Genomic DNA, 26,810 nt, shown 5'->3' on the forward strand with positions numbered 1-26,810 from the left:
GCAATCTGGGTCAGGAAAAGCTCTGCGCGAGCGAGCCGATCAGCAACTGCCATCCATCGACGAGCACGAACAGCATCAATTTGAACGGCAGCGAAATCGTGACGGGCGACACCATCATCATCCCCATCGACATCAGCACGCTTGCCACGACCATATCGATGATCAGAAACGGAATGAAGATCGTGAAGCCGATCTGAAAGCCCGTTTTCAGCTCGCTCGTGACGAAGGCCGGCACGAGCAGCGAAAGCGGCACATCCTCAGGGCCTTGCATCGCGGGCGCATGCGAAATCTTGGCGAACAGGGCGAGATCCGATTCGCGCGTTTGACGCAGCATGAACGTCTTGAACGGCACCACGCCGCGCTGCACGGCCGTCTCCATCGGGATCGCGCCCTCGGAGAACGGCTTGTAGCCGTCCTGGTAAGCCTTGTCGAGCACGGGAGACATGACGAACAGCGTCAGAAACAGCGCGAGACCGACGAGCACCTGGTTCGGCGGCGTCGTCGTCGTGCCGATCGCCTGGCGCAGCAGCGAGAGCACGATGATGATGCGCGTGAAGCTCGTCATCATGAGCACCATCGCCGGCAGGAACGACAGCATCGTGAGCAGCAGCATCGTCTGCACGCTCAGCGAATAGGTCGTACCGCCGTTCGGGCCCGGGCTCGTCGTGAACGCCGGCAGACCGTTGGCCTGTGCGAAGGCGCCCGACGGCGCGAGCGCGAGAATCAGAACGAGAAGCGGCAACACGGGCGCGAAGGCTCGCGCAAACCGCTCGACACGGCACAACGACATTTACTTGCCTCCGCCCGAAGGCCGGGTAAAACGCTTTTTGGCTTCGCCCGCCAGCGCGGCGCGAAATCGCGAGCCGAACGTGCCCGCCTGCGTGGCGGCGTCGTCGGGTGAGTCGGCGGGCCCCGGTGAACCGGGCCCGCGGCGCGTGAGATCGATGGAGCCGGCCGGCAGCGTATGCAGGAGCCGCACGTTACCGGGGGCGGCCCCGAGCACGAGCCACGTATCGCCGATCTCGACGACGGCGACTCGCTCCTTGCCACCCAGCGAGACCCCGCCGACGGTGCGTACGACATTGCCGCGCGCCGACGGCTGCAGGCCGAAGCGCCGCGCGAGCCACGCGCACGCAAACACGAGCCCGATGACGACGGCGAGGCCAACCAGCGTTTGCAGCACGGCGCCGACGCCGAGCGACGGCACGGCCGTTCCGGCACCGACGCCCGATGCGATGCTCGCCGCGTGGTTGACTGCGTTCAGATCGGCTGCGTCGGCGACGCTCGGCGCAATGGCCGCCGACGCCATGGCGAGCGCCAGACCGGCTGCGCGTACTGCTTGCGGTACCGGCAGGATGCCTTGCCGACGCATGAGCCCTTTCATCGGTTCAGCTTACGAATCCGTTCGGACGGCGTAATGATGTCGGTGAGCCGGATGCCGAACTTGTCGTTGACGACGACGACTTCGCCCTGCGCGATCAGGCAGCCGTTCACGAGTACGTCCATCGGCTCGCCGGCGAGCCCGTCGAGTTCGACGACAGAGCCTTGCGCGAGCTGCAGCAGGTTGCGGATCGCGATCTTCGTGCGCCCGAGCTCGACCGTCATCTGCACGGGGATATCGAGGATCATGTCGATGTCGTTGCGCGTCGAGGCGGGCGCGACTTTCGAGAGCGGCTGGAACACGCCCGCGGCGGCCGTGGGCGTCTCGTTCGAGTTTTGCTCGGCGAGCGCGCTGGCCCAGTCATCGAGGCCCGTTTCGGCGTCGGCAGCCGTGGCGGCCGCTTTCTCGGCCTGCATGGCCGCCGCCATCTGGGCCTCGAGCTCCCGGGCGCCGTCGCCCGGCGTCGCGTTCAGATCACTCATATCCACCTTCCTTCATCGTATCGGCCGCGCTGATCATCTTTTGCACGCGCAGCGCGTATTGACCATTGAAAATTCCGTAGCCGCATTCCATGACCGGCACACCGTCGACTTTCGCGGTGACCTGCTCGGGAATGTTGATCGGCAGCACATCGCCGGCGCGCATATTGAGGATGTCCTCGAACGTGACCGGTATCGCGGCGAGGTCGGCCGTCAGTTCCACCTCGGCCGATTGAACCTGCTGCGACAGCACGCGCACCCAGCGGCGGTCGACTTCGAGCGCCTCGCCCTGGATCGGCGAAGACAGCACGTCGCGGATCGGTTCGATCATCGAGTAGGGCATGCAGATGTGCAGCGTGCCGCCCGTCGAGCCGAATTCGATCGAGAACTGCGTGACGATGACGATTTCGTTCGGCGTCGCGACGTTGGCGAACTGCGTATGCATTTCCGAGCGCATGAACTCGAACTGCAGCGGCCGCACGCTTTTCCAGGCGGTCGAATAGTGATCGAACACGAGGTTCAGCAGCTTGCCGATGATGCGCTGCTCGGTTGCCGTGAAGTCGCGTCCTTCGACCCGCGTATGAAAACGGCCGTCGCCGCCGAAGAGGTTATCGACCACGAAGAACACGAGGTTCGGATCGAACACGAAGAGCGACGTGCCCCTGAGCGGCTTGATATGAACGAGGTTCAGGTTCGTCGGAATCGGCAGATTGCGCGTGAACTCGCTGTACTTTTGCACCTTCACGGGCCCCACGGAAATCTCTGCCGTGCGGCGCATGAAATTGAAGATGCCGATGCGCATCAAGCGCGCGAACCGCTCGTTGATGATTTCGAGACCGGGCATCCGGCCGCGAACGATGCGCTCTTGCGTGGCGATGTTGTACGGGCGAACAGTGGCCTTGTCGCCATGCTCCGCATCCGCATCGGACTCGCCAGTTACGCCCTTGAGGAGTGCATCGACTTCCTCCTGGGACATGAACTCTTCGTGGCCCATACCTTTATTCGTCCCTCGTTGCGATTGGTGGGATGCGGCGCAATGCCTTCGACCGGCGACCCATTACTGGACGACGAATTCCGTGAACAGCACTTCCTGTACCTTGGCCGGCGGCGCGCCGGCATCGGTCGGCTGCTCGATCAGCGCCCTGAGCTCGTTCGCGAGGGCATGCTTGCCTTCGAGCGTCGAGAGTTCCTCCGGATGCTTGTTCGACAGATCGAGCAGGATCCGGCTGCGCAGCTCGGGCATGTGCTCGGTGAGGCGCGCCTGCATCTTCTCGTCGGCGATCTTCAGCGTGAGGCCCACGCGCAGGTAATGCTGGCCGTCGTCCGAGAGCAGGTTCACCGTCATCGGATCGAGCGCGAAAAACACGGGCGGCGGAGGTGGCGGAGGCGCCACGGGCTTCGACGGACCATGCTTGGCGAGAAAGAAGTACGTACCGCCCGCGGCTGCCGCGGCGGCCCCGAGGGCGATCAGAACGATCAGCACGAGACGTGTCAGTTTCCCGGGCTTGGCGGAGGTGGCGGCTGGCTGCTGCGTTGCGGTCGTGGTTGCCATGGCAATGCGTTGCTTATGAGCGATAGGTAGGATTGTTGGTCAAAGCCGCCTTCGGCGATAAGCCGAAAAGAAGGGAGATTCGATGCCATCTCGTCTCTTTGACCCGGCCGGTCAAACCCAGCGCCGCGGGCCCGTCGCGGCGGAAAGTGAGCCGGGACAGGACGTATTCATTGCTCAGATCAGAGCAAAAAACGGACCGCGATGACGCCTGGGCCGCGCGAGGTGGTCTCTGCGTTATCGGCACGCGGGGGGATTCCTTGATGCTGCCGGTCGAACTGCTCGGCCGGCGCGGGCGCAAGGGAAGACGAGGGCGGGCAGGCGAGTCGGGCACGCGAGGCGTCAGTCGCGCTGCGGGACCGGCAACCGGAGCTGCCGGTTGCCATCGGTCCGAACCTGCTACGCCAGGGTGCCGTCAGGCGAAGGTATCGACGATTCCGACTTGGCGACGCACCGGGACGCTCGCCGTCGAGGCGACGGCATCGTCCGCACTGCCGCCCCCGAAGCTGCCGCCGCGGCCCCGGCCGTTGCCGCCGTTGCCCGAGCGGGCGTCTTGCTGGCCGTTCTGGCGCGCGAAGCCATCGCTGACGCTTGCGCTGCCGAGCCCGAGGCCGCCGGCTTCGAGCGCGTCGCGCAGCTTCGGCAGCGCCGCTTCCACGGCTTCGCGAACCTGCGCGTGCTGCGAGACGAACAGCGCGTGGGCGTGATTGTCCGCGACTTGCAACACGACTTGCAGCGGACCCAGATCGCGCGGATTGAGCGTGAGTTCCGCGCTTTGCTGATGAGCGTTGGAGAGGAAGACGACTTTCTGGCTCAGCGCATCTTCCCAATCGGGCGTGCCGACCTGCGGCGCGAGCGTGGCGGCCGCGGCCGATGCGCTCGTCGTGGCCGCGGCGGCCGTCGCACTCGTCGCCTGCGTGCCTTGTGCCTGCTGAGCGGCCTGAGCGGCGGCCAGCGCGGCGCGTGCCGCTTCGGCCGTGTCCTTCAGTGTGGAGAAGTCCGCGGCGGCGCCCGGATTCGAGGCACCGCTTGCCGCCAGCGCCTGGGCAGCCGACGCGCTCGCGTCCTGTGCGTTGGCGCCGCCTTGCGCCGCCTTGGCGTTCAGCGCTGCCGCGTTGGCCGCGGCATTGCCGTTCTTGCCGTCGCCGGTCAGTGCCGCCAGGCCCTTCGACGAGAGCGGCGGCGCACCGACGCCGTTCGCGAGATTACCCGTGCCGAGTCCGCCGGCGCCGGTATTGCCGCTGTTGCCGAGCACCGTGGCTCCGCCCGGGCCTGCTGCCGCAGCCGCCGCGGCGCCTTGGCCGCCCATTTGCGCCGCGAGGGCAGCTTCCAACGCGGCCCGCACCGATTTGGGCTCGGCCGTGCCGGTTTTCTTGCCGCCCGTCGCCGTCACGCCCGCCAGCTCGGAATTGCCGTCGGTGGTGGCAGCGCTTGCGGCATCGCTTTGCGCGCTTTGTGCGCCCGCTTGAGCTTGAGCTTGCGCCTGGGCCTGTGCTGCCGCCGCGGCGCTGGCCGCGGCCTGATCGGCGGCGCTCCCTGCATTGGCATTCGCGTTTTGCGAGGCGCTGGCCTGTCGGTCGCCGTTCGCACCATCCGTGCGCTTTTCGTTGCCGCTCGCCTTCGTCCCGTCGCTCGTGCCCGCGGAGTTTCCGGCCGTATTCGCGCTGGTACTCGCCGCTGCGTCGGCCTGCGAACCGCTATCAGCCGGCTTCGCCGCGCCCGCGTTTGCCGAGTTGGCTTGCGCGGCGGCTGAATTGGCCGCGTCCGCGGCATTGCCCGAGCTGGCCGGCGAACTATTTTTCGCGTTGTTGGCGGGTTCGGCCTTGGCCGGTGCCGGTGCGCTTTGCTGCGCGTCGATGCTTTGCTGCAGCGTCTGCGAGAACGGTACGGCAGGCGCGGCGGAACTCGCCGACTGGCGGGCCGCTGCGGCCTTGCCCGTGGCGGCGCCCGGGCCCGAAACCGAGTCGAGGAAAGAGAAAAACGACATGTGATGCCCCTTGCTGCCGTGCGTCTGTCATCGTCTGGCGACGCATCGGATAAATCGATTCAATAATCGGACGGCCGGCGGTCCGATCCGGCCGGTCAGTCAATCAGTTCAAACTCTCCGCGCGCATGCGCAGGATCTTCGCGGCGTGTTCGTCGGATTCGCGCTGCTCGCGCTTGGCGGCCACGCGCGCTTCGGCGGCTTCCCCGCGCGCCTGCAGCACTTCGTAGGAGCCGAGCTTCTGCTTTTGCCGCACCCACTCGGGCTTGGCGGCCTCCACGCGCGAGGTGGCGGCTGCCAGGAGGCGCCGCTGCTGGTCGATGGCGGCATCGAGGGTATCGATGAACGCCTGGAAGTTGCGCCAGTTTCCGGCCGGCATGCCGGCTTGCGCGGAGTTCGAGAAACTTGCGTGATATTCGTCGCGATAGCGGATCAAGTCGGCCAACTGCGTCTCGATGTCGGCACGCTCGCGCTGTACACGTCCGAGCTGCTTGGTGGCAGCGTCCAGATCGTCCTGAGCGAGATCGACGAGCGTCTTGATCGGAAAATGCTTCGCCATCCTGTGACTCCTTGTTTGTCACCCATTTACTCGAACAACGCACCCAGCATCGTGAGGCTTGAATCGAATGCTGCGCATTCGCGAAAACCCTGCTGCAGGAAAGCCTCGATGCGCGGATAGAGCGCAATCGCCCGGTCCAGCAGCGCGTCGCGGCCGCTCGCGTAGGCCCCGACGTTGATCAGATCGCGATTGCGCTGGTAGCGCGACAGCATCTGTTTGAAAACACGCACGCGATCCAGATGTTTGTCGTCGATCAGTGCCGTCATCGCTCGCGAAATCGACGCTTCGATGTCGATCGCCGGGTAATGTCCGGCTTCCGCGAGCGTGCGGGACAACACGATATGACCGTCGAGAATCGCGCGGGCCGCGTCGGCGATGGGGTCCTGCTGGTCGTCACCCTCGGTCAGCACCGTATAGAACGCGGTGATCGAGCCGCCGCCCGCGGGGCCGTTGCCCGTGCGCTCGACGAGTGCCGGCAGCTTGGCGAAGACCGAAGGCGGATAGCCTTTCGTGGCGGGCGGCTCGCCGATCGCGAGCGCGATCTCGCGTTGCGCCATCGCGTAACGCGTGAGCGAGTCCATCAGCAGCAGCACATGCTTGCCCTGATCGCGGAAATATTCGGCGAGCGAGGTGGCATAAGCGGCGCCCTGCATGCGCAGCAGCGGCGAGACGTCGGCCGGCGCGGCGACGACGACCGAACGCGCGAGCCCGTCTTCGCCGAGGATCTGCTCGATGAATTCCTTCACTTCGCGGCCCCGCTCGCCGATGAGGCCGATCACGATGACTTCGGCACTCGTGTAGCGCGCCATTTGGCCGAGCAGCACCGATTTACCGACGCCCGAACCCGCAAACAGACCCATGCGCTGGCCGCGTCCGACGGTGAGCAGGCCGTTGATCGCACGCACGCCCACGTCGAGCACCCTGTGGATCGGTTCGCGCTGCAGCGGGTTGATCGACGGGGCCGAGAGCGGGGCGTCGGCGCCTGTGTCGAGTTCGCCGAGGCCGTCGAGCGGGCGCCCCGAAGCGTCCACGACGCGCCCGAGCATGCCCCAGCCCACCGGCAGGCGCTTGGCGCCGGCGAGCGGATCGGCCACCGGCGCGCTTTCGCGCGGAAAGACGCGTGCGCCCGGCAACAGGCCGGCGACTTCGGTCGTCGGCATGAGGAACAGTCGCTCCGCGGCGAAACCGACGACTTCGGCTTCGGCCATCGCGTACGGGCTGCCGGGCGGCAGCTCGATCATGCATTCGGCTCCGACGCCGAGCCGCAGGCCCACCGCCTCCAGCACGAGGCCGGCCGCGCGCGTGAGCCGCCCGCAGGCGGACAGCGGCCGGGCGAGCGCATTGCGCTGGCCCAGGCCGTTCAGCCGCGCGCGCCAGGCGGCGAGATGCGGATTGGCGGCCAGCGCGGGGTCGGGCGTCGCGAGCGGCATGCGCAACGTGGGCGCGGTAATCGCGCGGCGTCCACGCGAGAGCACGCCGGCATCGACGGGCGCCGTCTCGGGCGCGCCTTCGGGGCCGAACGAGGCGAGGGCGAGCTCGACTTCGAGCGGCGACATGCCGCTCGCGCGCAGTGCATCGACGGCGCGCTCGGTCACCATTGGGTCACCTTGCCGAGTGCCGCCGCCACGCGCTCCCAGCGCGATCCGATGGACGCGTCGATCTCGCCGCTCGCGGCATGCGCGCGGCAGCCGCCGCGCTCGATCGTGGCGTCGGTGCGCACGCTCCAGCCCAGCGCTTCGAGTTCTTCCTTCAAATAGGCTTCGACAACCGGCAGATCGGCCGGATTGACGACGAGTTGCGGGGCGCCCGTGAGCGCGGGCTCGGCGGCCAGCACCTCGCGCGCGCAGGCGACGAGCGCGACGGGATCGTGCGCGATGTGCTGCCGCACGACCTGCTGGGCGATATCGAGCGCCAGGGCGACGAGCGTTTCGGAGAGCTCGCTTTGCACGCCGTCGAGGGCGGCCTTGAACGATTCGGCGAGACTGGCCAGCCGCGCCGCTTCGGCCAGCGCTTCCTGACGGCCTTTTTCGAAACCTTGAGCGAGGCCTTGATCGAAGCCTGCCTGATAGCCCAATGCCTGGCCGGCCACGTGCCCCGAGGCGAGGCCCTGCGCGTGCGCTTCGTCGCGCAGGCGCAGCAGCTCGCGCTCGTGAGCGCGATCGGCGACGGGATCGGGGGGCGGAGGCGGATCGAACGAAGCCATCTCCCAGCGCTGGTACGCCGAGATCTGACCGTCGCTCTGACGCCCGGAATCAGACATATGCATCTTCCGCCTTTCCGCCAATCACGATCTGGCCGCTTTCCGCCAGATTGCGCACGATCTGCAGGATACGCCGTTGCTGCGTTTCGACTTCGGAGACGCGCACGGGACCGCGCGAATCGAGGTCTTCCGCGAGCAGCTCGGCCGCACGCTGCGACATGTTCGAGAGGAACTTCTGACGCAGCGCGGGCTGCGCGCCCTTGAGCGAGATGATGAGCGCTTCGGACTCCACTTCCTTGAGCAGGAGCTGGATCGCACGGTCTTCCAGATCGAGCAGGTTCTCGAAAACGAACATCTGGTCGACGATTTTCTGCGCGAGGTCCGCGTCGTACTGCTTGACGTTTTCGAGCACCGATTCCTCGTGCACGCTCGTCATGAAGTTCAGGATCTCGGCCGCCGTGCGGATGCCGCCCATCGGGCTGCGCTTCAGGTTGTCGCTGCCGGAAAGCAGGCCCGTCAGCACGTCGTCGAGTTCGCGCAGCGCCTGCGGCTGAATACCGTCGAGCGTCGCGATGCGCAGCAGCACGTCGTTGCGCAGGCGATCGGTGAAGCACGAGAGGATTTCCGAAGCCTGATCGCGGTCCAGGTGCACGAGGATCGTCGCGATGATCTGCGGGTGCTCGTTCTTGATGAGCTCGGCCACGGCCGGCGAGTCCATCCACTTGAGTCCCTCGATGCCGCTCGTATCGCTGCCTTGCAAGATTCTGTCGATGAGCACGCCGGCCTTGTCTTCGCCGAGCGCTTTGGTCAGCACCGAGCGGATGTAATCGCCCGAATCGAGCGACATCGCCGTGTGCTGCTCGGCCGCCTTGACGAAATCCTGCAGCACCGTTTCCACTTCCTCGCGCGTCACGTTCTTGAGCGACGCCATCGTCGCGCCGATCTTCTGCACCTCGCGCGGCCCGAGGAATTTGAATACCTGTGCGGCCTCTTCTTCGCCGAGCGACATCAGAAGCAGCGCGCTTTTGGTTACGCCTTCAGCGCTCATCGGACACCCAATTCTTGACGACGGTTGCTACGATCTTCGGATCCTTGCGCGCGATCGTCCGCGCGTAGTCGAGGTTCCGCTCGAATTTCTGCTTCTCGTTCTCGAACGCGAGCAGGTTGATTTCCATTTCGCTGTTTTGCTCGATGGCGTTCGTGACCGGCGATGCGCCGCCGTTCGCCGGGATGCCGTCGAGCAGCACCGGCTCGTCGGGTGTGCCGATACCGTTGCCGGCCAGCGCTGCTGCCTGGCTTCCCGGCGCGGGCAGCGGCGGGAACGCGCGCTTGAGCACCGGCTTGACCATGACCAGATAGAGGATCAGTGCCGCGATGCCGATACCGATCCACTTCGCCGCCTGGACAGCGAGCTCGATCATGTTCGGCTGGCGCCACCACGGCACGTTGGCGAGCGGATCCTCTTCGGTCGAGAACGTGCTGTTCACGATGTTCACGGAGTCGCCGCGCTTCGCGTCGAAGCCCATCGCGTCCTTGACGAGCTGGTTGACCTTGGCGAGCTCGTCGGTCGTGAGGGGCTGCATCGTGGCATGGCCCTTCGCGTCGACCACCCGCTTGTAGTTGATCACGACCGCCGCCGAGAGCCGCTTGATGCCGCCCATCGGTTGCTCCATATGGGAGACGCGCTTGTCGAGCTCGTAATTGGTGGTCGCGTTCTTCTGCTCGCTGATCGGCGTGGAGTTTGCCGAAGCCGTCGCACCGCTGGCTGCAACGATCGGTGCCGAAGCCGGCTGCGGCGGCGTATTCGAGAGCGCGCCCGGTACGCCGCCCGCGGCGCTCTGGCCGACTTCCGTCGCCGAGCTCGTCTGCTGGCTGCGGATCGCGGCCTGCTGCGGGGTGCCGTTCGGGCCGTAGGACTCGGCCGTCTGCTCGCTTTGGGAGAAATCGATGTCAGCACTCACTTGCGAGTGCGCGTTGCCCGCACCGAACAGCGGCGCGAGGATGGCGTCGATTCGCCGTTGCGTGTTGTGCTCGATCTGCTGAACGTACTTGAGCTGGGTCGCGTCGAGGCCGTTACCCGAGGCCGGTTGCGTGAGCAGATTGCCGTCCTGGTCGACGACGGTCACGTTCTTGAACGGCAATTGGGGCACGCTGGACGCGACCATATGCTGGATCGCCGATACCTGGCCTTCATCGAGCGTGCGGCCCGGGTAGAGGTTGACGAGCACCGAGGCGGACGGCGCTTCGCGCTCGCGTACGAATACGGTCGGCTTCGGAATCGCCAGATGCACGCGCGCGGCACGCACGACGGAGATCGACTGGATCGTGCGCTCGAGCTCGCCTTCCAGGGCGCGCTGATAGTTGACCTGCTCGGCAAACTGGCTGATGCCGAATTTTTCGCGGTCCATCAGCTCCATGCCGACGGAGCCGCTCTTGGGCAGGCCTTGCGAAGCGAGCCGCAGCCGCATTTCGGCGACTTGATCGGACGGCACGAGAATCGCGCCGCCGCTTTCCGAGAGCTTGTAGGGGACGTTGGCCTGCTGCAATGCAGCGACAATGGCGCCGCCGTCCTGATCGGAGAGGTTGCTGTAGAGAATCCGGTAGTCGGGCGAACGGGTCCAGAGAATGAGGGCGGAGATGGCGGCGATGAGGACGGCCACCGCGAAGATCAACGGTGCGCGCGGGTTGCCGCGCATTTGCGAAAGCGACGAGAAGCGCTGAGCGAGGCCGCCGAGTTCGGCGCCGCCCGCACCGACGCCGCCGGCGCCAGGCAAGGCGCCTGCCGCCGCCGCGCCGGGCTGCGCGCCCGCCAGGCTCATGCGAGCGTCGGGGTTGATCAAGGAATTGGCCTGCGAATCCATGCGTCGGGGTTCTCCGGGATGCGGGGGTGACCAACCGGCGCCGGCCCTGGAGCGGGCGCGGGTGGACACTTTCACGAGAAGGATTATCACCAGACGGCCCGCGGCGCTATCAGTCGAATAGAGCCGGGTTTTCCCCCTAGTTTCGCGGGTTTGGCAAAGGGGCCGCTGCTATGCTCCATTCCTGATCGGTGAATGGGTCGGCAAGCGCTGGCCTGCCTCCGATCATCGTTTCAGCCCTTTTCCCTCCCGGAGAAACTATGACTGTGCCAGTCAATCCGCTCGAATCGGCTCTCGCGCAGATGCGGTCGATGGCGGCCGAGGCGGCCGGCGGTGCCCGCTCGGTCACGCTTGGCGAGAAGACGGAAGCGAGCGGCGCCGGCAGCTTTGCCGCGGCGCTCAAGAGCTCGCTCGACAAGATCAGCGGCGATCAGCAAAAGGCGGTCGGCGAATCGCAGGCGTTCGAGCTCGGCGCATCGAATGTGTCGCTCAACGACGTCATGGTCGATATGCAGAAGGCGAACATCGGCTTCCAATTCGGCCTGCAGGTGCGCAACAAGCTCGTGACCGCCTATAACGAGATCATGCAGATGTCGGTGTGACGGGCGCACGCGGGGCCGCGCGTGCCTGGTAGAAAGGTTCGTAATTTCGTCTAAAGCTTTGGTCCGGTTGATCCGATAACCGCGATATGAGCACGGTGCGCTGGCTACGGGGTGCTGGCATGAGCGCTGTGCCGTACGTTTCGCAAGAAGCGTCGCTTTTCACGAATTTCCGCAACCATTGAACAAAATAGGAGAGGCGCCGATGTTTTCCCAAGGCCACGCTGGAGCGAACGCGTACGCGCGTGTCGGCGTCGAGACAGGGGTGATGGGCGCGAATCCGCATCAGCTGATCCTGATGCTCTACCAGGGCGCCCGGCGAGCCATTGCGCAGGCACGCATGCATTTGCAGCAAGGCAACATCGGCCCACGCGGCGAAGCCATCGGCAAGGCGCTTGCGATTATCGGCAGCGGCCTTCAGGCATCGCTCAACATGGAAGTGGGCGGCGAGGTTGCGGCGCGCCTCGACGCTCTCTACAGCTATATGACCCGGCGTCTCCTGGAGGCCAATCTCGAGCAAAGCGATGCGATGCTGCTCGAGGTGGACGGCCTGCTGGCGACGCTGGAGGAAGCCTGGATCGGCATCGGCGGCGAAATTGCGCGCGTCGCGGCCCAAGGTTCCCCGGAAGTTCAACGATGAACGCGACAGCAGAATATCTTGCGCATTACGAAGCAATCGCCGCCGTCTCGGCCCGCATGTTGGCCGCAGCCCGCAAGGCGCTCTGGAACGACCTGATCGAATTGCAGCAAGAGTATCGCGCGCTCGTCGATATGCTGCGGGAGATGGATGCCGGCGCGCCGCTCAGCGAAAACGAGCGCGGGCGCAAATTCGATCTGATCCGCCAGATACTGGCCGACGATGCCGCGATCCGCGATCTCGCCAATCCCGGCGTCGCGCGGCTATCGATGTTTTTCTCGGCGCGGCGCCCCGCGCACGTGCTCAAGGAATTGTTCGGCGCGCGCTAGGCGGCGCGGCGCTCATTTTATCCAAGGTCTTCGTACCGCCTCGTGCGGCGACGGGGCAGCTCAGGACCCTGCATGACAGGAATCGACTCGAGGCTGGCCACGGTGCTGGCGAGCCGCATCGACACCCTCATCGACAGTGTCGCTGCGGGCTCGCGCACGGCCGCCGCTCAGACGGGCGCGTCCACTCAGGCGAGCGATATGAGCGCGGCCCCCACGCTGGGTGCGCCGCTCGTCGAGACGCCGCTGCCGGCCTCGGCTCAAGCCACGTTGTCCGAAGTCGCGCTGACGCTCGACGCCATTTCGCGAATCGGCGGCGAGGCTACGCCGGCCGTGCTCGGCGAGACGCCGATCTGGCCGGCGCCGCCGGCCATCGATGCGCAAGCGGGTCTGCCCGAAGGACTCTTCGCCGCGACGGCGACGGCGGGCGAGGCAGCCGCCGCGGCCGATACACGAAGCGGTTCGGCTGCTCAGACAGGCGCGAGCGGGCCGTTCGCCGCCGATGCCCCCGCCTCGTCCGGTTCGGTTGCCCTGGTTGCATCGGCGGCGAACTTGCCCGTCGCCGCGCTCGCCAGTGCGTTGGCGAGCACCGTCGCCGAAACGGGTCTCTTCTACGAATCCCATCTGGCGCAGTGGCTGAGCGGCGGCTATCCCGCCGAGGCACTGCTCAAGGAGCCGCAAGCGCGGCTTGCCGCCGAGACCTCCCAGCTTTCGCTCGACTGGAGCGATGCCGACGACGCCGGCTTCGTCTCGGCCGGTCCGCAACTTTCCGGATGGGGCGGCGCGGCGCCGGACGGGGGCTTGTCCGGTATGCCCATGCCTGGGCACCCGGCTGCCGCGCAATTGCTGGCGTCGGCGCTCGCCTCGCAGGCGCGCTCGGACGCGGCCGCCTACGCGGGTGCGCGGCAAGTGCCTGGCATCTCGACACAGGTCGGTTCGGATTCGGACAAGGCGGCGCAGGCGCAAACCGGCTCGGCCGCGCGCGCATTGCAAGCGGGCGACGGCGCGCCGGGCTCGATTGCGGCGTCGATTCATCCCGCCACGATCCCGCTCGTGCGGCAGCAGCTCGATTTGCTCGCGACGGAGCAATTTCGCTGGAGCGGCGAGGTGTGGCCCGGTGCGAAGCTCGACTGGACGATCGAGCCCGACGACCCGCGCCGCGGGCGACCGGGCGAGGCCGATGCGGATAGCGAGCAGGCGTGGCGCACGCGGCTCACGCTGACGTTGCCCACGCTCGGCACGGTCGACGCGGATCTCATGCTGCGCGGTTCCCAACTGATCGTCCGGGTTCAGGCAAGCGCGGCGGGTGCGGCCCGGCTCGCGACGGGCGGCGCGGCCTTCGGGCGCAGGCTCGAGGCGGCGGGTATCGAGCTCGCGGGCCTCACGGTGAGGGAGATCGGCGGACCGGCGGCGGGTGCCGCGAGCGGCGCCGGGCAGGCCGCCACTTCGGCGTACGCCCGTGCTGCGGCGACGGCGGCCGAGGCGCAGGTACACGACACGGCTTCGGCCGGCGATCAATGGGAACGTGCGCCCGCGGGAACGGCGGCACCGTCTTCGGCGGCGCGCGCGCCTCATTCGCCGCTCGATCGTCTGTTCGGCGATCCGTTCGATTGGAGCGGGGAATGAGCCGCACGACGCGCAAGAGCGCGGCGGCGCTCGCCTATGACGCGAAGTCGGGAGATAGCGCGCCGCGCGTCATCGCAAAGGGCTACGGGCTCTTTGCCGACATGATCGTGCAGCGCGCCGAGGAAGCCGGGCTTTACGTTCACCGCTCGCCCGAGATGGTGTCGTTGCTGATGCAGGTCGACCTCGACTCACGCATCCCGCCGCAACTCTATCAAGCCGTGGCGGAGCTGCTCGCCTGGCTCTATCGGCTCGAAAGCGGCGCGAGCGATGCGGACGAAGCTTCGCCTGCTGACGCGCCCGATTCCACGCAACGGCAAACGGGGTCGGGTGAGGCGGGGCATCCGCCTTACCCGCTGCTTCCGGCCAATTGATTTTTAAGCATTCAACGCCGGGTGATTCAGGCCTTCCAGGCCTTCCATGATTTGGCGCCTTTACCGGTAGGCGCCGATTCCGCCACTGCCGCATGCTGGACCGAAGGGTCGCCGGGCTGGGGTGCATCGCTTTCGGCGCCGGCACCGTCGCTCGTCACATGGGCCGCAAAGCGCTTGACGAATTCGTCGGCCACTTTCATTACCGTGCCGCTCGTGCCGTTCGTCGAGCCGCGCGAGACGCACGACAACGTAGTGGACGCTTCGCCATCGGCTTCGAGCTCCAGGTGGGCGCTGCCTACTGCGCCAGCCTCGCTGCCGGCCTCGCTTTCGAAACGCAGCGTGCAGGCGCGCGGGGCCTCGCCACGGATCATTCGCATATGACCAGTGAACCGCGCTTTGACCCCATCCAGCGACGTATTGACGGCGAAGGCGAACGCTTCTTCGCCATCCGCAACGAGATGGTCGCATCCCGGGATCGATGCGCGCAGGACTTGCGCATCGTTCAGTGCATCCCAGGCGCGTTGTGGCGGTACGGGCAGCGTATAGCTGTGCGTCGATTCCATTGCATTGCCTCCCTCTCGTGAAAGTTCAAAGGGCGGCCGAGCCACCGGCCGGCCGCTTCCATTATGTACCTTGTGAGGCAGGGCGGTTCCGCGAATTGGCTGCGGCGCGACGCCGCCCCGCTCGGGGCGGGGCGCAACGCAAGAACGCGCGTATCAGCGCGGTACCGGGGCCAGATGCGAACGGCGGCGCGAATAGCCGAAATAGACGAACAGACCCAGCGCGAGCCAGATCAGGAACGCGGCCCAGGTAATCCACTGCAGGTTCACCATCAGAAACACGCACGCGGCGACGGCCAGCAACGGCAGCACCGGCACGCCGGGGCAGCGAAATGCGCGCGGCAGGTGCGGGTGGGTGCGCCGCAGGATCAGCACGGCGATCGACACCATCGAGAAAGCCGCGAGCGTGCCGATGTTGATGAGCTCGGCGAGCACATCGAGCGGCACGAGCGCGCCGATCAGGCCAAAGAACAGGCCCACGAGCCAGGTCGTCTTGAACGGCGTCGCGAAGCGTGGATGAACGCTCGAGAGCGACTTCGGCAACAGGCCGTCGCGCGACATCGCGAAGATGATGCGCGTTTGCCCGTAGCTCATGACGAGAATGACGGTGAGCATGCCGAGCACCGCACCGAGATCGATGAAGCCGGCCACCCATCGCTCGCCGGCCACTTGCAGCGCGTAGGAGACCGGATGCGAGATGCCCGCGAATTGCGCCGACGGCACGATCCCCGTCACGACGGCTGCCACGGCGACATAGAGCACGGCACATACGGCCAACGAGGCAATGATGCCGATCGGCAAGTCGCGCTTCGGATTCTTGACCTCTTCGGCCGCCGAGGAGACCGAATCGAAGCCGATGAAGGCGAAGAACATCACCGCCGCGGCCCCGAATACGCCGTGCCACCCATTTGCCATGAACGGATGCCAGTTGGCAGGCTGCACATGGAATGCGCCCACCGCGATGACGGCCAGCACGACGGCCACCTTGATCGCGACCATGGCGTTGTTCACGCGCGTCGATTCGCGCACGCCCACGGACAGCAGCGTCGTGATCACCATCATCACGAGAAACGCGGGCAGATTGAACAGCGTCACCGCGCCCGGCACCGTACCGGGTGCGGCGCTCAGGGCCAGCGGCAGCTTGAGTCCGAAGCCGGCGAGCAGCGACTGCAGGTAGCCCGACCAGCCGACGGATACCGCGGAGGTGGCGAGACCGTACTCGAGCATCAGGTCCCAGCCGATGATCCAGGCCGCGAGCTCGCCGAGCGTGGCGTAGGAGTACGTATAGATCGAGCCCGCCACGGGAATCGTCGAAGCGAATTCGGCGTACGCGAGACCCGCGAGCGCACAGGCGACGGCGGCGATCAAAAACGCGATCATCAGCGCGGGGCCGGCTTGCACGGCGCCCGTGCCGGTCAGCACGAAGATGCCGGTGCCGATGATGGCGCCGATGCCGAGAAACGTCAGGTCGAGCGCGCCGAGCGCCTTTTTGAGGCCGGTGCGCTCAGCGCCGGCAATCATCTGCTCGACGTTCTTTTTGCGGAAGAGGGACATGAAGGCGAATCTCCGAAATGCACCGGCAAGGTGCGTGTGCCGGCCACGTGAAAACCCGCAATTCTAGCGGATCGGCCTTGGCTGGATTGGAGACTCGTCAGAAAACTAGAATAATCGCTAGGACCGAGCGAGCACGCACGCACTGAAATGGTGCGCGCTGGCGCGACAGATGCCGATTCAGCTGTTCATGACCGGATTGAAGTCGACGAGGCGGTTGCTCATCACGTAGTAGGTCAGCTCGGCATTGTTGCGCAGCTTCATTTTTTCGAGCAGCCGGGTACGGTAGACGCTGACCGTCTTGACCGAGAGCGAGAGCGTATGGGCAATGTCGGTCAGCCGCTTGCCCGAAGCCAGCATGCAAAGCGTCTGATATTCGCGGTCGGAGAGTTTTTCGTGCGGGAGCTGGTCGCCGTCGAACGATACGTATTCGGCGAGCGCTTCGGCGAGCGCAGGGCTCACGTACTTGCGCCCGGCGGCGACTTGCCGGATTGCCTCGATCATCTGCGCCGCCGTCACCGTCTTCGAGAGGTACCCCGACGCGCCGGCCTTCAGCGAGCGCACGGCGTACTGATCCTCGCGAAACATCGAGAACATCATGACGGGCGTGCGCGGCGCGCGCCGTTTCATTCTTTTGAGCACCTCGACACCGTTCATGTCCGGCAGCGAAATGTCGAGCAGTACGAGGTCGAATGGCTCTCCGGCATCCACGCCCATCAGCGCCTGCGCGCCGTTGTCGGCTTCGACGACTTCACGCGCCACACTGTGATTGAGCAGAAGCTGCCGGACGCCCTGGCGCACGATCGCATGGTCGTCGGCGAGCATGATGCGTAGTGTCATGTGGCCTGCCTCGTCGCCAAGCCGCCCGCATCGGCGCGGGCGTCGCGTGCTTCCAGGATCGCGTCCCAGCCAAAACGCGCGCGTACCGTCGTACCGGGACCTTCGCCGATGCCTTGCGGCAAGCCATCGGCGAAGGCCCTGGAGGAACCGCTTGCGGGCGCACCGCGCGTGACGACGCGCAGCGAACCGTCGAAGGCCTCGCAGCGTGCGCGCATGCCTGCGAGCCCGAAGCCCACCGTCCGTACCCGATCGGAGCGTCGGCGGCGCCGGATGCCGCGCCCGTCGTCGCTGACGATCAGCGTGAGATAGCGCGCATCCGTTTCGATGCGCACGTCCGCGCACGAGGCCAGAGCGTGCTTCGCGACGTTGCTCAACGCTTCTTGCGCCACGCGAAAGACGGCGAGCGCCGCGCCTTGCGGCAGTTGAGTGAGGCGAACATCGGCGGCGCACACGACGCTCGTGCGCAAGCCCGTGCGTTCGGTGAACGCATGCGTCCAGTGAGCGAGTGCGCCCACGATGCCGCCCTCGAAGTGCGGTGCGTGCAGATCGGAGACGATACGATGGCTGGCTTCGCAGGCGGCTTCGAGCGAGCGTTGCGCAATGGCGAACGCCTCGGTTGCGCACACGTCGCGCTTGGCCGTCACGCTCGGCTGCACACCCGCAAGCGCAAAGCGCGCGGCGGTCAGCTCGGGGCCGACGCCGTCATGCAGCTCGCGTGCGAGATGCTCGCGGGCCGCTTCACAGGCCAGCACGAGTTCGCCGGCAAGCTCGCGCAGGCGTTTTTTCAGAGCAGCGACATCTTCCCCCACGGCTGCGGGGCCGGCCGGATCGGGCGGAAGGGGCGCCTCGAAAGAGCAGGCCATCGAGGTGGCCATGCTCTCGTCGTCGCGCGGGAAATCGATCGGACGTTCACTCATCGCGGAAAACGGCTTCTTCTAAGCTAAGCGGCTGGAAAACGGCGAACTACTGCTCGTCACATGCGCCGCGGAAAATCCCGACGCCGCCCGTAACGGTACTTACAACTTGTAGCAAGACAATTCCTAGGAGAAATCGTTTACATCCTACCGGCACCGGTCGGGTCGATCATATCTCAAAAATTAGGAAAAGATCAGACCTGACAAGACTTAGGCGACGTTCTTAATGTACCGATTGACATTTTTCGCGCGTTGAGATGTAAGACTAATTCCTACGAACAAACCTCGCCGAGCCATGTGTCGGGATGTAACAAAAGTAACAACGGCGCCCCCTCGCCGGCCCCTCGGCGGCCCGATGCGAGTACGAAAGGCGAAAAAAAAACCGGAGCCTCGGCTCCGGTTTGCACTCAGCGCGTAGCTTGCTCCGGCGTCAGCCGACGAACGCCTTTTCCACGACGTAGTGGCCGGGCTCGTTGTTGCTGCCCTCCTTGAACCCCAAACTGTCGAGCAGTTCGCGCGTGTCGCGCAGCATATGCGGGCTGCCGCAGAGCATGACGCGGTCGTTTTCGACCGAAAACGGAGGCATGTTCAGATCGGCGAAGAGCTTTTGCGTATCGATGAGCTCGGTGATGCGGCCGCGGTTATGGAACGATTCGCGCGTGACCGTCGGGTAATAGATGAGCTTGTCGCGGACCAGATCGCCGATGTGCTCGTGCGCGGGCAGGTGATCGGTGATGTATTCCTTGTACGCGAGTTCGTCCACGAAGCGGCAGGTATGCGTCAGCACGACCTTCTCGTAGCGTTCGTAGACGTCCGGATCCTTGATCAGCGACATGAACGGCGCGAGGCCCGTACCCGTCGAAAGCAGCCAGAGCGTCTTGCCGGGCAGCAGGTTGTCCGTCACGAGCGTGCCCGTGGGCTTCTTGCCGATCAGCACCTGGTCGCCGACCTTCAGATGCTGGAGGCGCGACGTCAGCGGGCCGTCCTGCACCTTGATGCTCAGGAACTCGAGGTTTTCCTCGTAGTTCGCGCTGGCCATGCTGTAGGCGCGGATCAACGGCTTGCCGTCGACTTCGAGCCCCACCATCGTGAACTGGCCGTTCTCGAAGCGAAACGCGGTGTCGCGCGTGCAGGTGAAGCTGAAAAGCGTGTCGGTCCAGTGGTGGACGGAAAGGACGGTTTGCGAGTTGAGATTGCTCATGGCTACTTGGACAAGAACGGCGTCGCCGGACGCAGAATCCGCTATTTTACCGCGCTTGGCGCGCCGGCGCTCAATGCGTCGTTGCGACGCATGGCGACTGGCGTGCCGTTGCCGTCCGGTTCAGCCGGCGAGCCGCAGCCGCGCAACGTAGGGGAGGTGATCGGAGAGCCACGCCGTTTCCTGCGTCGGAGCGATCCATTCGACCGGTGTCAGCCCGCGCACGAACATCTTGTCGAGCGCGAGCGCGGGCGAAAATGCCGGGAAGGTCCGCGCGGGCTCGCCGAGTTCCGTTGCGACTTCGGTCAGTCCGTGCTCGCGGAACAGCGGAATCGAATCGCTGCGCCAATCGTTGAAATCGCCGGCCAGCACGAGCGGACCGTCCGGCGCCTCGCGCGCGATCCAATGCGCAATCCAGTGCATCTGGCGCAACCGCGCCGAGCGCGTGAGCGCCAGATGCGCGCACAGCAGCGTCACCGAGCGGCCCGCGAACGCCGCGCGCGCGACGAGCAGGCCGCGTTTTTCGAAGCGATGCGCCGAAATGTCCCAGCGCCCGCCGAGATCGAGCGGATGCGGTGAAAGAATCGCATTGCCGTGGCGCCAGGACGGCTTGAACACATTCGGGCCGAGCGCGATGTCGAGCTCGAGCGCGTGAGCGAGTTCCGTCGCCTGGCATTCCCAGACGTCGGAAAGCGGTTCGTGCACGGGCGCGCCGAAGCTCGTCGCGAGGACCGGCCCCGGCATGCGGCGCGCCATCGCTTCTTGCAGAAAATAGGCGTCGGCGTGCGTCGATTCGACCCAGCGCTGCATGGCCTTCCAAGCCGTGAACCCGAGCGGCGAGCGCCCTTTGTGCAGGTTCCAGCTGACCGCGACGAAGTCCTTGTTGGCGCTCGCCGCCGCCTCGCGTAGCAGTTCTTCGGGATTTCGCATTGCACGCTGTTCCTGCTTCTCGATTGTCCTCAATGGGAGGCCACGCTCGCGCTCACGCGATAGACGAGCGTCGGATGCGCCTCGACGATGGTCCAGCTTGCCGGTTGGCCGGGCACCACGACAAGGCCGGGATGATTGGCCGCCAGGCGCCGCGGCTGCGGCGGCAGCGTGCAGCCTTCGGGCGTGCGCTGCGCCGTCTCGTCTTCGATCGTCTCTTGAGCATCGATTGCAAGCGTGATGCCGGACGGTTCGGCGGAGATAGGCGAAACCGTCAGTGTCCGCGCGAGATCGATGCGAGCATCGGGCTGATTTTTGCAACCGACGGCATGCACGACCTCGTGATGATGCGTGGCCGTGACGGCCTGGCCGACGGCTGTCGTGCCTTCGAACGTGTCCACGTCGCGGCCGTCGCGCAACACCTCGAGTCGCCACTGTACGAGGGTGGGCTCGGCCGGCGCCGGTGCTTGTACGGCTGGCGCCGGTGCGGGCAGCGGTGCCGGGGCTACCGTGGGTGCGGGCGGTACTGTTTGCGTCGGAGGGGCAGGGGCAGTTTGCGCCGCCGCCGCGAGCGCGGTACAGCACATGGCGCACGACACGATGAACCGCAATGCCCGCCTGGACCCAGCCGCCATACCGATTTTGCATCCCATTCGAAAGCTCTCCTTCGCGCCCCTTTTGTCGCCGCGGGCGCAAGCGCTCATCTTACGCCTAAGGCATCGGACGGCATTTCAGCGCTATTAGCAGCAACGGGCGCCCGCTGCTTGCTTTGCGCACGGAACTTGCGTCGCTACACTGGACTCGTTGTGAAACTAGCAAGCGAAATGCGCGCCGCCTTCAGGGCGCCGATGTTCCGGGGGACGACCCAAGACCGACGGCGGGCAGATTCGCAACAGTGAGGTGAGCGATGACGACAGCCATGGTCAAGCACGAACTTGCGGTCGCCTCGTTCAGCAAAGTCTACGATCTGGATCAGGTCGAGACGGCGCTGAACGAATTGGGAGAGAGCGCGAACGAGGCATTGCGCACGACATACGAAAAGATGCTGAAGGTCGGCAATATGCGCTTTTGTGTGAAGCCGAACCGGATGCCATCGATCGATGCGCTGCTCGACATCTTGCCGAATTTCGCCGAACCGCTCGAAGACGTGCGGCGGCAAATCGCGCTTTGCATCGAGACCGAGGACCGGCTCGAACTGATGCCGATCCTGCTGCTCGGCGATCCAGGCATCGGCAAGACGCATTTCGCCAAGGCGCTCGCGCGTCTTTTCGGCACCGCTTATCAATACGTGGCGATGAGCTCGCTCACGGCGGGCTGGATTCTGTCCGGGGCTTCTTCGCAATGGAAGAACGCCAAGCCCGGCAAGGTCTTCGAGACACTCGTGAACGGCAGTTATGCGAATCCCGTCATCGTCGTCGACGAACTCGACAAGGCCAACGGCGACTCGCAATACGACCCGCTCGGCGCGCTGTATGCGCTGCTCGAACACGAAACGGCGCAGTCGTTCATCGACGAATTCGCCGAAATTCCGATCAACGCTGCGCAGGTGATCTGGGTCGCCACGGCCAACGACGATCGCAGTATTCCCGAGCCGATCCTGAGCCGCATGAGCGTCTACGAGATCACGCCGCCCGATTCGGCGGGCGCGCGGCGCATCGCGCAGGCCATCTACGACGAGATCCGCTGCACGCATGCCTGGGGACAGCGTTTTCCAGCCGAGCTCGGCGACGATGCGCTCGATGCGTTGGAGCGGAGCTCGCCGCGCGACATGCGCCGCGCGATTCTGCAAGGGTTCGGCGCGGCGCGCGTCGATGGGCGCGATGCGATCCGCGCCGACGACATCCGGCTCGATCGCAGCACGCGCCGCCGCCCGATCGGCTTTTGAGGCCGACGATGCGCCGCATGCGCTCGCGCGCAGGGCGCGCGTCGTACAATCGCCGGGACGAGGCGCATCGGCGGCGATGTGCGGTCACACGAAAGCGCCTGCCTATCGGGGCACATACGCGAGCGGGTAGTTGACGCGAACGGGCATCGGGGCAGGCTGCGGCGGAAGACATGGACCAGATCGAATGTGTAGTGATCGGCGCCGGCGTCGTTGGTTTGGCGGTGGCGCGTGCGCTTGCCGAGCGCGGGCGCGAGGTGCTCGTGCTCGAGGCGACGCAAGCCATCGGTACCGGCACGAGCTCGCGTAACAGCGAGGTCATCCATGCGGGGCTCTACTATCCGCGCGGCTCCCTGAAAGCAACGCTGTGCGTGCGCGGGCGCGAAATGCTGTACGAATACTGCGCGGAGCGCGGCGTGCCGCATCGGCGTTGCGGCAAATTGCTCGTGGCGACCGCGCGCAATCAGTTGCCCCAGCTCACGGCGCTTGCCGCACGCGGCAAGGAAAACGGGGTGCTCGATCTCATGCGGCTCACGGGCGAAGAGGCACAAGCGCTCGAGCCGGCGCTCGAATGCGTCGAAGCGGTGTTTTCGCCGCAAACGGGTATCGTCGATAGCCATCAACTGCTGCTCGCGCTGCAGGGCGACGCGGAGCGCAACGGGGCCGTCTGCGCGTTTCATGCGCCGGTGGAATCCATCGACGCAAGCGGTGGGCGCTTCGTCGTGCAAGTCGGCGGTTCGTCGCCGAGCGTGCTGTCTGCCGCAACGCTCGTCAATAGCGCGGGGCTCCACGCCAATGCGCTCGCGCGAAAGATTCGCGGCCTCGATGCGCGCCACGTACCGCCGCTTTACTTTGCGCGCGGCTGTTACTTCAGCATCTCGGGGCGCGCGCCGTTCTCGCGGCTCATTTATCCGATGCCCAACGAAGCCGGGCTCGGTGTGCATTTGACGCTCGATCTGGGCGGACAAGCGCGCTTCGGTCCCGACGTGGAGTGGGTTCAATCGATCAACTACGACGTCGATCCGCGCCGCGCCGAGAGCTTTTATTCGGCGATTCGCGAGTACTGGCCCGCGCTGCCCGATGACGCGCTGCAGCCCGCTTACGCCGGTATCCGGCCGAAGCTGTCCGGTCCGGGCGAACCGGCTGCGGATTTCGTCATTCAGGGGCCCTCGGCGCATGGCGTGCGCGGACTCGTCAATCTGTTCGGCATCGAGTCGCCGGGCCTCACCGCTTGTCTGGCCATCGCCGCGCGCGTGTGCGAGATCGTCGCGCGCACCTGAGCGCTGCTCGGCACAAACCCTGATCTCCAGTATGGCCCGCACTGCGCGGGAGATGGCTCGCTTCGTTGTATGCTGCCACTGCTGTCACAAGAGCAGCCGCCCGAAGTGGTTCATTACAACTATGGAGAGTCCCCTGATGAAATCATCTCGTCGTACGTTTTTGATCACGAGTCTCGGCGCCGCTTCGGCGCTCGCGCTGTCGCGTCAGGCATTGGCGGATGCGCCGAAAGTCACCGAGAGCGATCCCACCGCTCAGGCGCTTGGCTACAAGGAAGATGCAACGAAGGTGGACAAGGCCAAGTACGCCAAATACAAGGCCGGCGAGCAGTGCAACAACTGCTCGTTCTACCAGGGCAAGGCGACGGATGCCTACGGGCCCTGTCCGATGTTCGGCGGCAAGCAGGTCAACGCCAAGGGGTGGTGCAGCGCTTATAACAAGAAGGCCTGACAAGCAGACGTCAGCAGCCGGGCGGGCGGCCTGCGGCCGGGCGGCGCGCCGCTCGATCCGGCTTATCGCGGGTGCCGGCGCAGCCTTTCTCGCGGGCCGCGCCGGCAACGTGCGATCGATCAGATACGCGTAGCCAGGAACGTCATCGTGCGTCCCAGCGCGAGTGCGGACGCGCGCTGATCGTACGAGGCGCGATCGGTGCAATTGAATCCGTGGCCCGCGCCCGGATAGACGTGAAGCTCCGCATTCGCCTTGCCGGCGAAGCGCGCTTCGATCGTTCTGACGGCATCGATCGGAATCGAAGTGTCCCGATCGCCGAAATGAAAGAGAATCGGCACGTCGATGCTGTCGGCCTGATCGAGCAGATTCTGGATTCCACCGCCGTAGTAAGCGACGGCCGCGTCGGTCATGCTTTGGGCTGCCATGCGATACGCGAGCTGCCCACCGATGCAGTAGCCCACCGCAGCGACGGGGCCGGCCAGTTCAGGGCGCGCTTTCAAGGCGCGTACGCCCGCGCCGAGATCGGCCACCGTGCGATCGATATCGAGCGACTTCAGCAGCGACAGCGCCTTGTCCCGATCGGGTCCGTCATAGCCTAGTTCGATGCGTCGCTGGGTGCGCCAGAACATGTCGGGTACGAGCGCGACATAACCCGCGAGCGCATATTGCTCGGCGACCGAGCGGATATGTCCGTTCACGCCGAAAATCTCTTGCACGATGAGCACGCCGGGCCCGCGGCCCGCTCTCGGCAAAGCCAGGTAGCCGTCGAAGCGCTGGCCGTCGTCGCTCTCGATTTCGATCCATTGAGAAGTCACTGTCATCGTCGTTTCCTCATTCGTCATTCATCGTTCATCGTTTCGTTGCTCGTCCGGCTTCACCCAACCGGAGACGCTGCGCCGCCAGAGTTTGTCACTATTCGCGGCGGCTTGCCGAAAGCCGTGCCGCGCAGCCACCGGTCGCCGCAGTCACTGTTCGCCGCAGTGTTCACCGCAGTGTTCATCATAGGCCGCCGATCGTTCTTGCCTTTGGATCGAATCGATCTCGATTATTCATTTTTCGGGAGGGCCGTGCGCGCGTAGAGTAAGCGCGTAGCGTCCGCCAGAGGTCATGACGGCCATGAAACGAAAGGGGAATCGACCATGAGTACGCCGCGTTATCCGTCCGCGCTTGCCGAGCGTTTCGATTTGCGCTTGCCTGTGGTCCAGGCGCCGATGGCGGGTGCCTCGAATCCCGCGTTCGTCGCGGCGGCCTGCAATGCGGGGGCGCTCGGCAGTCTCGGCGCATCGGGCATGTCGCCCGACAAACTCGCGGCGGCCGTCGCCGAGATTCGCGCGGCGACTTCGCGGCCCTTCGCCGTGAACCTGTTCGTGCTGCAGCCCGCCTCGCCCGACGAAGCCACGGTGCGGCGCGCGCTCGAAGCCATCGATCCGTTGCGTGCGGAGCTCGGACTGCCACCCGGGCATGCGCTCGATCGTTATGCGCCCGATTTTCGCGCGCAATTAGAGACATTGATCGAATTGCGCGTGCCCGTCGCGAGCTTCACGTTCGATGTGCTGAGCGCGGCCGACGTCGCGCGGCTGAGGGCAGCGGGCAGCTATGTGATCGGCACCGCGACGCACGTCGCGGAAGGCGTTGCCTGGCGCGATGCGGGGGCCGACGCGGTGGCCGCGCAAGGCGGCGAAGCCGGCGGCCATCGCGGCACGTTCATCGGTGCCTTCGAGGATGCGCTCGTCGGCACGATGGCGCTCGTGCCGCAGCTCGTCGATGCGCTCGGCGACGTGCCCGTATTGGCGGCCGGCGGCATCATGGACGGGCGCGGCATCGAGGCCGCGCTTGCGCTCGGCGCCCAGGCCGCGCAGATCGGAACCGCCTTTCTGACCTGCGCCGAATGTCCGATTCCGCAGGCATGGAAGGCACGCATCCTCGAAAGCGAAGACACCTCGAGCACGGTGACGCGCGCCATCTCCGGCCGCCATGCGCGCGGTATACGGAACGGTTTGATGAGCCGGCTCGGCGCGGTGGCGGAACGCATCGCTCCGTATCCCGTGCAGAACGCGTTGACGCAAGAGCTGCGTCAGACAGCCGGCCGCGCCGGGCAAAGCGATTATTTGTCCCTGTGGTCCGGCCAGGGTGCGGCGCTTGCGCGCAGACGCCGCGCCGGACTTACGGTGGGCGAGCTCATCGATGCGCTCGAAGCCGAATGGCTTGCCGCCAGCCGCCGGCATTGAGCGGCGCAACGGGGCAACGCCCGCGTAAAAGCGGCTTACCGATGGCAAACCGATAGTGAAAGGATGCGTTGAGCATCGCATCGGCGGATGTCATCGGATTGCCGCATTCGGGTTATCCGCATCGCACATACGGCATATTGGCTTTGAAAGAAAACGATTGCCATCGAGAGTCTATACGCGTAAAACCCGCACTGGCGCTGCGTTAGCGGCGGGTGTATACCGATAGCGCACGCATAGTCCGGCGACCGACTATTAGTAGTCGTCCCGATTCTCAAAAAAATCCCCAACTTTAATTTGTTGCCCTACACTTGCGCGCAGCACGAGGCGTGGCTTGTCACGAACTGGCCGGCTCGCGTGCCAGACCAAGTGCATGACGATGCATTCCGGTGTTCTCGCTCCTCGGATCGATCGAC

The 26,810-nt window shown here is 65.7% G+C and carries 28 protein-coding genes; 9 read left to right on the forward strand and 19 right to left on the reverse strand.

Annotated features, from left to right (window positions below; translation table 11 throughout):
• Window positions 1-10: 10 nt before the first annotated feature.
• From fliP to fliF, 11 genes are all read right to left on the reverse strand, one after another.
• Window positions 11-790, reverse strand: a complete 780-nt coding sequence (fliP, locus tag ACO1XS_RS12770; protein ID WP_331571317.1) for a flagellar type III secretion system pore protein FliP — start codon at window positions 788-790, stop codon at window positions 11-13.
• Window positions 791-1,384: a flagellar biosynthetic protein FliO gene (gene fliO / locus ACO1XS_RS12775; RefSeq protein ID WP_414720282.1), complete on the reverse strand. Its 594-nt coding sequence runs from the start codon at window positions 1,382-1,384 to the stop codon at window positions 791-793.
• Window positions 1,381-1,863 carry a flagellar motor switch protein FliN gene (fliN, locus tag ACO1XS_RS12780; protein WP_331571315.1) on the reverse strand — a complete coding sequence of 161 codons (483 nt, stop codon included), beginning with the start codon at window positions 1,861-1,863 and terminating at the stop codon, window positions 1,381-1,383. Before fliN ends, fliO begins: the two co-directional genes overlap by 4 nt.
• On the reverse strand, window positions 1,856-2,854 hold the full coding sequence (fliM, locus tag ACO1XS_RS12785; protein ID WP_331571313.1) for a flagellar motor switch protein FliM: 999 nt from the start codon (window positions 2,852-2,854) through the stop codon (window positions 1,856-1,858). The genes fliN and fliM overlap by 8 nt, the downstream gene beginning before the upstream one ends.
• Before the next feature lie 63 nt (window positions 2,855-2,917).
• Window positions 2,918-3,412 (reverse strand): flagellar basal body-associated protein FliL, encoded by a 495-nt coding sequence (gene fliL, locus ACO1XS_RS12790; RefSeq protein WP_331571311.1) that lies wholly within the window; start codon window positions 3,410-3,412, stop codon window positions 2,918-2,920.
• A 412-nt stretch (window positions 3,413-3,824) separates the two neighbouring features.
• Window positions 3,825-5,396 carry a flagellar hook-length control protein FliK gene (locus tag ACO1XS_RS12795; RefSeq protein ID WP_486390825.1) on the reverse strand — a complete coding sequence of 524 codons (1,572 nt, stop codon included), beginning with the start codon at window positions 5,394-5,396 and terminating at the stop codon, window positions 3,825-3,827.
• Window positions 5,397-5,499: 103 nt separating this feature from the next.
• Window positions 5,500-5,952, reverse strand: coding sequence for a flagellar export protein FliJ (gene fliJ, locus ACO1XS_RS12800; RefSeq protein WP_331571307.1), 453 nt, complete (start codon window positions 5,950-5,952; stop codon window positions 5,500-5,502).
• A 26-nt stretch (window positions 5,953-5,978) separates the two neighbouring features.
• Window positions 5,979-7,550 carry a flagellar protein export ATPase FliI gene (fliI, locus tag ACO1XS_RS12805; RefSeq protein WP_486390826.1) on the reverse strand — a complete coding sequence of 524 codons (1,572 nt, stop codon included), beginning with the start codon at window positions 7,548-7,550 and terminating at the stop codon, window positions 5,979-5,981.
• Entirely contained in the window at window positions 7,544-8,218 is a 675-nt protein-coding gene (fliH, locus tag ACO1XS_RS12810) for a flagellar assembly protein FliH (RefSeq protein WP_331571303.1), read from the reverse strand. Before fliH ends, fliI begins: the two co-directional genes overlap by 7 nt.
• Complete coding sequence (gene fliG / locus ACO1XS_RS12815) at window positions 8,205-9,200, reverse strand: flagellar motor switch protein FliG (RefSeq protein WP_331571301.1); 996 nt, start codon at window positions 9,198-9,200, stop codon at window positions 8,205-8,207. Before fliG ends, fliH begins: the two co-directional genes overlap by 14 nt.
• Window positions 9,190-11,013: a flagellar basal-body MS-ring/collar protein FliF gene (gene fliF, locus ACO1XS_RS12820; protein ID WP_331571299.1), complete on the reverse strand. Its 1,824-nt coding sequence runs from the start codon at window positions 11,011-11,013 to the stop codon at window positions 9,190-9,192. Before fliF ends, fliG begins: the two co-directional genes overlap by 11 nt.
• A 257-nt stretch (window positions 11,014-11,270) precedes the next feature.
• Between fliF and fliE the strand changes: the two genes are divergently transcribed.
• The 5 genes from fliE (at window position 11,271) to ACO1XS_RS12845 (ending at window position 14,569) form a co-directional block, all read left to right on the forward strand.
• Window positions 11,271-11,612, forward strand: coding sequence for a flagellar hook-basal body complex protein FliE (gene fliE / locus ACO1XS_RS12825; protein ID WP_331571298.1), 342 nt, complete (start codon window positions 11,271-11,273; stop codon window positions 11,610-11,612).
• Window positions 11,613-11,814: 202 nt separating this feature from the next.
• Window positions 11,815-12,249, forward strand: coding sequence for a flagellar export chaperone FliS (fliS, locus tag ACO1XS_RS12830; RefSeq protein WP_331571297.1), 435 nt, complete (start codon window positions 11,815-11,817; stop codon window positions 12,247-12,249).
• Entirely contained in the window at window positions 12,246-12,575 is a 330-nt protein-coding gene (locus tag ACO1XS_RS12835) for a flagellar protein FliT (protein WP_486390827.1), read from the forward strand. The genes fliS and ACO1XS_RS12835 overlap by 4 nt, the downstream gene beginning before the upstream one ends.
• 72 nt (window positions 12,576-12,647) lie before the next feature.
• Window positions 12,648-14,198 carry a flagellar hook-length control protein FliK gene (locus ACO1XS_RS12840; protein WP_486390828.1) on the forward strand — a complete coding sequence of 517 codons (1,551 nt, stop codon included), beginning with the start codon at window positions 12,648-12,650 and terminating at the stop codon, window positions 14,196-14,198.
• Window positions 14,195-14,569: an EscU/YscU/HrcU family type III secretion system export apparatus switch protein gene (locus ACO1XS_RS12845; protein WP_331571292.1), complete on the forward strand. Its 375-nt coding sequence runs from the start codon at window positions 14,195-14,197 to the stop codon at window positions 14,567-14,569. Before ACO1XS_RS12840 ends, ACO1XS_RS12845 begins: the two co-directional genes overlap by 4 nt.
• Window positions 14,570-14,595: 26 nt before the next feature.
• Here the strand turns inward: ACO1XS_RS12845 and ACO1XS_RS12850 are convergent, their stop codons facing one another.
• From ACO1XS_RS12850 to ACO1XS_RS12880, 7 genes are all read right to left on the reverse strand, one after another.
• A complete protein-coding gene (locus ACO1XS_RS12850; protein ID WP_331571290.1) occupies window positions 14,596-15,132 on the reverse strand; it encodes an SRPBCC family protein in 537 nt (178 codons plus the stop codon).
• Between the two features lie 153 nt (window positions 15,133-15,285).
• Entirely contained in the window at window positions 15,286-16,683 is a 1,398-nt protein-coding gene (gene bcaP, locus ACO1XS_RS12855; RefSeq protein ID WP_440559239.1) for a branched-chain amino acid transporter BcaP, read from the reverse strand.
• A gap of 177 nt (window positions 16,684-16,860) precedes the next feature.
• Window positions 16,861-17,520 carry a response regulator transcription factor RqpR gene (rqpR, locus tag ACO1XS_RS12860; RefSeq protein ID WP_331571288.1) on the reverse strand — a complete coding sequence of 220 codons (660 nt, stop codon included), beginning with the start codon at window positions 17,518-17,520 and terminating at the stop codon, window positions 16,861-16,863.
• Entirely contained in the window at window positions 17,517-18,395 is an 879-nt protein-coding gene (locus ACO1XS_RS12865; protein WP_414720285.1) for a sensor histidine kinase, read from the reverse strand. The genes rqpR and ACO1XS_RS12865 overlap by 4 nt, the downstream gene beginning before the upstream one ends.
• A gap of 469 nt (window positions 18,396-18,864) precedes the next feature.
• Window positions 18,865-19,635, reverse strand: a complete 771-nt coding sequence (locus ACO1XS_RS12870) for a ferredoxin--NADP reductase (protein WP_481579875.1) — start codon at window positions 19,633-19,635, stop codon at window positions 18,865-18,867.
• 120 nt (window positions 19,636-19,755) lie between these two features.
• Complete coding sequence (locus ACO1XS_RS12875) at window positions 19,756-20,562, reverse strand: endonuclease/exonuclease/phosphatase family protein (protein ID WP_486390829.1); 807 nt, start codon at window positions 20,560-20,562, stop codon at window positions 19,756-19,758.
• A 29-nt stretch (window positions 20,563-20,591) separates the two neighbouring features.
• Entirely contained in the window at window positions 20,592-21,212 is a 621-nt protein-coding gene (locus ACO1XS_RS12880; RefSeq protein WP_486390830.1) for a hypothetical protein, read from the reverse strand.
• Window positions 21,213-21,466: 254 nt separating this feature from the next.
• Here ACO1XS_RS12880 and ACO1XS_RS12885 point away from each other — a divergent pair, with 254 nt between their 5' ends.
• The 3 genes from ACO1XS_RS12885 to ACO1XS_RS12895 all read left to right on the forward strand — a co-directional run bounded on the left by ACO1XS_RS12885 (window position 21,467) and on the right by ACO1XS_RS12895 (window position 24,169).
• Window positions 21,467-22,444 carry an AAA family ATPase gene (locus ACO1XS_RS12885; protein ID WP_331571278.1) on the forward strand — a complete coding sequence of 326 codons (978 nt, stop codon included), beginning with the start codon at window positions 21,467-21,469 and terminating at the stop codon, window positions 22,442-22,444.
• A gap of 170 nt (window positions 22,445-22,614) precedes the next feature.
• Window positions 22,615-23,721 (forward strand): NAD(P)/FAD-dependent oxidoreductase, encoded by a 1,107-nt coding sequence (locus ACO1XS_RS12890; protein ID WP_331571276.1) that lies wholly within the window; start codon window positions 22,615-22,617, stop codon window positions 23,719-23,721.
• A 136-nt stretch (window positions 23,722-23,857) separates the two neighbouring features.
• On the forward strand, window positions 23,858-24,169 hold the full coding sequence (locus ACO1XS_RS12895) for a high-potential iron-sulfur protein (protein ID WP_331571274.1): 312 nt from the start codon (window positions 23,858-23,860) through the stop codon (window positions 24,167-24,169).
• A gap of 119 nt (window positions 24,170-24,288) precedes the next feature.
• Here the strand turns inward: ACO1XS_RS12895 and ACO1XS_RS12900 are convergent, their stop codons facing one another.
• Window positions 24,289-24,984 (reverse strand): dienelactone hydrolase family protein, encoded by a 696-nt coding sequence (locus ACO1XS_RS12900; protein WP_331571339.1) that lies wholly within the window; start codon window positions 24,982-24,984, stop codon window positions 24,289-24,291.
• A gap of 324 nt (window positions 24,985-25,308) precedes the next feature.
• On the opposite strand from ACO1XS_RS12900, the gene ACO1XS_RS12905 reads away from it, so the two are divergent.
• Window positions 25,309-26,397 (forward strand): NAD(P)H-dependent flavin oxidoreductase, encoded by a 1,089-nt coding sequence (locus tag ACO1XS_RS12905; protein ID WP_331571272.1) that lies wholly within the window; start codon window positions 25,309-25,311, stop codon window positions 26,395-26,397.
• Window positions 26,398-26,810 lie beyond the last annotated feature (413 nt).

The sequence above is a fragment of the Trinickia sp. genome, assembly GCF_057351765.1.

Excerpts from the sequence above, each read along its gene's own strand:
- ACO1XS_RS12850 (WP_331571290.1), bottom strand. The coding sequence starts at position 15,132 with ATGGAATCGACGCACAGCTATACGCTGCCCGTACCGCCACAACGCGCC.
- fliP (WP_331571317.1), bottom strand. The coding sequence starts at position 790 with ATGTCGTTGTGCCGTGTCGAGCGGTTTGCGCGAGCCTTCGCGCCCGTG.
- fliS (WP_331571297.1), top strand. The coding sequence starts at position 11,815 with ATGTTTTCCCAAGGCCACGCTGGAGCGAACGCGTACGCGCGTGTCGGC.
- fliO (WP_414720282.1), bottom strand. The coding sequence starts at position 1,384 with ATGAAAGGGCTCATGCGTCGGCAAGGCATCCTGCCGGTACCGCAAGCA.
- ACO1XS_RS12885 (WP_331571278.1), top strand. The coding sequence starts at position 21,467 with ATGACGACAGCCATGGTCAAGCACGAACTTGCGGTCGCCTCGTTCAGC.
- fliI (WP_486390826.1), bottom strand. The coding sequence starts at position 7,550 with ATGGTGACCGAGCGCGCCGTCGATGCACTGCGCGCGAGCGGCATGTCG.
- ACO1XS_RS12845 (WP_331571292.1), top strand. The coding sequence starts at position 14,195 with ATGAGCCGCACGACGCGCAAGAGCGCGGCGGCGCTCGCCTATGACGCG.
- bcaP (WP_440559239.1), bottom strand. The coding sequence starts at position 16,683 with ATGTCCCTCTTCCGCAAAAAGAACGTCGAGCAGATGATTGCCGGCGCT.
- ACO1XS_RS12890 (WP_331571276.1), top strand. The coding sequence starts at position 22,615 with ATGGACCAGATCGAATGTGTAGTGATCGGCGCCGGCGTCGTTGGTTTG.
- fliL (WP_331571311.1), bottom strand. The coding sequence starts at position 3,412 with ATGGCAACCACGACCGCAACGCAGCAGCCAGCCGCCACCTCCGCCAAG.
- fliN (WP_331571315.1), bottom strand. The coding sequence starts at position 1,863 with ATGAGTGATCTGAACGCGACGCCGGGCGACGGCGCCCGGGAGCTCGAG.
- fliH (WP_331571303.1), bottom strand. The coding sequence starts at position 8,218 with ATGCATATGTCTGATTCCGGGCGTCAGAGCGACGGTCAGATCTCGGCG.
- fliJ (WP_331571307.1), bottom strand. The coding sequence starts at position 5,952 with ATGGCGAAGCATTTTCCGATCAAGACGCTCGTCGATCTCGCTCAGGAC.
- ACO1XS_RS12905 (WP_331571272.1), top strand. The coding sequence starts at position 25,309 with ATGAGTACGCCGCGTTATCCGTCCGCGCTTGCCGAGCGTTTCGATTTG.
- ACO1XS_RS12870 (WP_481579875.1), bottom strand. The coding sequence starts at position 19,635 with ATGAGCAATCTCAACTCGCAAACCGTCCTTTCCGTCCACCACTGGACC.
- fliF (WP_331571299.1), bottom strand. The coding sequence starts at position 11,013 with ATGGATTCGCAGGCCAATTCCTTGATCAACCCCGACGCTCGCATGAGC.
- rqpR (WP_331571288.1), bottom strand. The coding sequence starts at position 17,520 with ATGACACTACGCATCATGCTCGCCGACGACCATGCGATCGTGCGCCAG.
- ACO1XS_RS12840 (WP_486390828.1), top strand. The coding sequence starts at position 12,648 with ATGACAGGAATCGACTCGAGGCTGGCCACGGTGCTGGCGAGCCGCATC.
- ACO1XS_RS12880 (WP_486390830.1), bottom strand. The coding sequence starts at position 21,212 with ATGGGATGCAAAATCGGTATGGCGGCTGGGTCCAGGCGGGCATTGCGG.
- ACO1XS_RS12875 (WP_486390829.1), bottom strand. The coding sequence starts at position 20,562 with ATGCGAAATCCCGAAGAACTGCTACGCGAGGCGGCGGCGAGCGCCAAC.
- fliE (WP_331571298.1), top strand. The coding sequence starts at position 11,271 with ATGACTGTGCCAGTCAATCCGCTCGAATCGGCTCTCGCGCAGATGCGG.
- fliM (WP_331571313.1), bottom strand. The coding sequence starts at position 2,854 with ATGGGCCACGAAGAGTTCATGTCCCAGGAGGAAGTCGATGCACTCCTC.
- ACO1XS_RS12895 (WP_331571274.1), top strand. The coding sequence starts at position 23,858 with ATGAAATCATCTCGTCGTACGTTTTTGATCACGAGTCTCGGCGCCGCT.
- ACO1XS_RS12795 (WP_486390825.1), bottom strand. The coding sequence starts at position 5,396 with ATGTCGTTTTTCTCTTTCCTCGACTCGGTTTCGGGCCCGGGCGCCGCC.
- ACO1XS_RS12835 (WP_486390827.1), top strand. The coding sequence starts at position 12,246 with ATGAACGCGACAGCAGAATATCTTGCGCATTACGAAGCAATCGCCGCC.
- ACO1XS_RS12865 (WP_414720285.1), bottom strand. The coding sequence starts at position 18,395 with ATGGCCACCTCGATGGCCTGCTCTTTCGAGGCGCCCCTTCCGCCCGAT.
- fliG (WP_331571301.1), bottom strand. The coding sequence starts at position 9,200 with ATGAGCGCTGAAGGCGTAACCAAAAGCGCGCTGCTTCTGATGTCGCTC.